Annotated in this window: 2 protein-coding genes; both read left to right on the top strand. The window is 27.8% G+C overall.

Features of this window, described 5'->3' with window-relative positions:
• The coding region (locus tag ACTHW2_RS09030) for a DHHA1 domain-containing protein (RefSeq protein ID WP_442263607.1) at positions 1–875 on the top strand (875 nt) is incomplete at its 5' end.
• Between the two features lie 37 nt (positions 876–912).
• Positions 913–3,060, top strand: coding sequence for a RelA/SpoT family protein (locus ACTHW2_RS09025; protein ID WP_442263613.1), 2,148 nt, complete (start codon positions 913–915; stop codon positions 3,058–3,060).
• Positions 3,061–3,108: the final 48 nt, after the last annotated feature.

Genomic DNA, 3,108 nt, shown 5'->3' with positions numbered 1-3,108 from the left:
GAAGGCTTGAAAGTGCTTTAATGGCAATAGATTTATTGCTTTGTAATGATAAAGATGAAGCTTATAAGATGGCAGAAAATCTAAGAAAAATAAATGAAGAAAGAAAATCTATTACAAATAAAGGTACAGAAGATGTAAAACTGCAAATTGAAGAAACTGATCTAAAAAAAGATAAGGTTTTGGTAGTATTTGAGGAAGATATACATGAAAGTGTTGCAGGTATAGTTGCGGGTAGAATTAAAGAAGTATATAACAAGCCTACAATAGTTCTTACAAAATCTTTAGACGGGGCTAAAGGCTCAGGGAGATCTATTGAACAATATAATATATTTGAAGAATTAAATAATTGTAAAGATTTATTAAAAGGTTTTGGAGGACATCCTATGGCTGCAGGTCTTTCACTTAGTATAGATAATATAAAATCTTTAAGATTTAAATTAAACAATATAACAATACTTACAGAAGAAGATTTTTATAAAAGAAGATATATTGATATTGTCTTTCCAATCTCTTCTCTAAATGATAAAATTATGGAAGATTTAAATTTACTTGAACCATTTGGTATGGGAAACCCTAAACCTTCTTTTGGAGTAAAAGAATTAAAGATTAAAAAACTATATAAATATGGCGCAAAAGGCAATGTCTTAAAATTTAATTTGCATGATAATAAGAACACCTATATAGATGGGGTTATATTTAACGATACTATAAAGTTTGAAGATTCTATAATTTCAAAATATGGGGAAGATGAGTTAGAAAGGCTCTATAAAGGAAAAGAAAACAATGTAGATTTAGATATAATATATTATCCTTCTTATAATGATTACAATGGTAGAAGAAGTATTCAAATTACAATTGAAAGTTATAGAGTTTAATAAATAACAATTACTGGAGCTGAACAATATGAGTACTATGCTAGAAAAATTAATTTATAAAATTGAACAATATAATCCTCAAGCAAATCTTAGTCTAATTGTAAAGGCATATAATCTTGGGGATGCTGCTCATAATGGACAATTACGTAACTCAGGAGAAAAATTTTTTATTCATCCTGTAAATGTTGCTTTAATTTTATCGGAACTAAACATGGATACTGCTACCATAATAGCTGGACTTCTTCACGATGTAATTGAGGATACAGATATAAGTTATGATGAAGTAGGAAAAGAATTTAGTTATGAGATAGCTGATTTAGTAGATGGTGTTACTAAATTAAAGAAGATTGCTTACAAGACAAAACAAGAAAACCAAGCAGAAAACTTAAGAAAAATGGTTCTTGCCATGTCAAAAGACATAAGAGTTATTATAGTAAAACTTGCTGATAGACTTCATAATATGAGAACATTAGAATATATGACAGATGAAAAGAAAAAAGAAAAAGCATTAGAAACATTAGAAATATATGCTCCTCTTGCTCATAGACTAGGTATATCTAAAATAAAATGGGAATTAGAAGATTTATCTCTTAGATATTTAGAACCACAAAAATATTATGAACTCGTAGAAAAAGTATCTATAAAAAGGAAAGAGAGAGAAGCTTATATAAATAAGATAATTAAGACATTAGATTCAAAGTTAGAAGAAATGGATATAGAATCTCAAATAAATGGAAGACCTAAAAATTTTTATAGTATTTATAAAAAAATGGCTATACAGGGAAAAGATTTTGAAGAAATATTTGATTTAACAGCTATTAGAATATTGGTAAATAGCATAAAGGATTGTTATGGTGTTCTTGGAATTGTTCATACATTATGGAAGCCACTGCCTAGAAGATTCAAAGATTATATAGCTATGCCTAAACCTAATATGTATCAATCGCTTCATACAACTGTTATAGGCAATGAGGGAGAAATATTTGAAGTTCAAATTAGAACTTATGAAATGCATAAGACAGCAGAGTATGGTATAGCTGCCCACTGGAAATATAAACAAGGTATTTCTAAAACAGAAAACTTTGATAATAAGCTTACTTGGTTAAAACAGCTTATGGAATGGCAAAATGATTTGAAGGATCCTAAGGATTTTATGGAAACTTTAAAGATAGATTTTTTTACAGATGAAGTGTTTGTATTCACTCCTAAAGGAGATATAATAAATTTACCAGAAGGATCAACACCTATAGATTTTGCATATAGAGTACACACTGATGTAGGTAATACTTGTGTGGGAGCAAAAGTGGATGGAAGAATAGTTCCCTTAAATTACAAATTAAAAAATGGGAATATAGTAGAAGCAATTACTTCCTCAAACAGCAATGGACCAAGTAGAGACTGGCTTAAAATAGTAAAAAGTACACAAGCTAAGACAAAAATAAAACAATGGTTTAAATTGAAAGATAAAGATGTCAATATAACCAAAGGGAAAGAGATTTTAGAAAAAGAATTAAAAAGACAAAACTACAAAATAAATGAAATAATGAAAGATGAATGGTTAAAGGATATCGCAGAAAAATATAGCTTAAATACTATTGATGACTTATATGCATCTATAGGATATGGAAATATAAAATTTAACCACGTTATAACAAAGTTAAAAGAATTGTATGAAAAGACTATTGAATTTAAACCTGACAAAGAGATATCTAAAAAATCTGTACAAAAAACAAATAAAAAGTCATATAGTGGTGTTTCTATAAAAGGTTTAGATAATATAAAAATAAGAATATCAAAATGTTGTAATCCAGTGCCTGGAGATAAAATTATAGGATTTATAACCAAAGGAAGGGGCGTATCAGTTCATAGAGCTGATTGTCCAAATATTGAGCAAGGAGTAGAATCTAATAGATTCATAGAAGTTCATTGGGATTCTGAAGAAACTACATCATATCCTGCGGATATACAAATAAGAGCAATTGATAGATCTGGACTTTTAGCAGAAATTGCTATGAATATAAGTGAAGCAGATATAAGTTTATTATCTATAAATGCAAGAACTGAAAAAGATAAAACAGTTGTTATAAATATGAATATAGAAATAGATGATAAAAAACAGTTAGAATATATTATAAGAGAAATAAAAAAGATTAAAAGCGTAATAGATGTATATAGAATTACTTAGATAGTTGCAGAATGTGATTTTTAAAAATATCTGTGTTATCCACAAGAA

The organism is Tissierella sp. (assembly GCF_052089545.1).
GTDB lineage: Bacteria > Bacillota > Clostridia > Tissierellales > Tissierellaceae > Tissierella_A.
Note: the sequence above shows the minus strand (reverse complement) of the source record. Positions and strands in the feature narration are given on the sequence as shown.

Excerpts from the sequence above, each read along its gene's own strand:
- ACTHW2_RS09025 (WP_442263613.1), top strand. The coding sequence starts at position 913 with ATGCTAGAAAAATTAATTTATAAAATTGAACAATATAATCCTCAAGCA.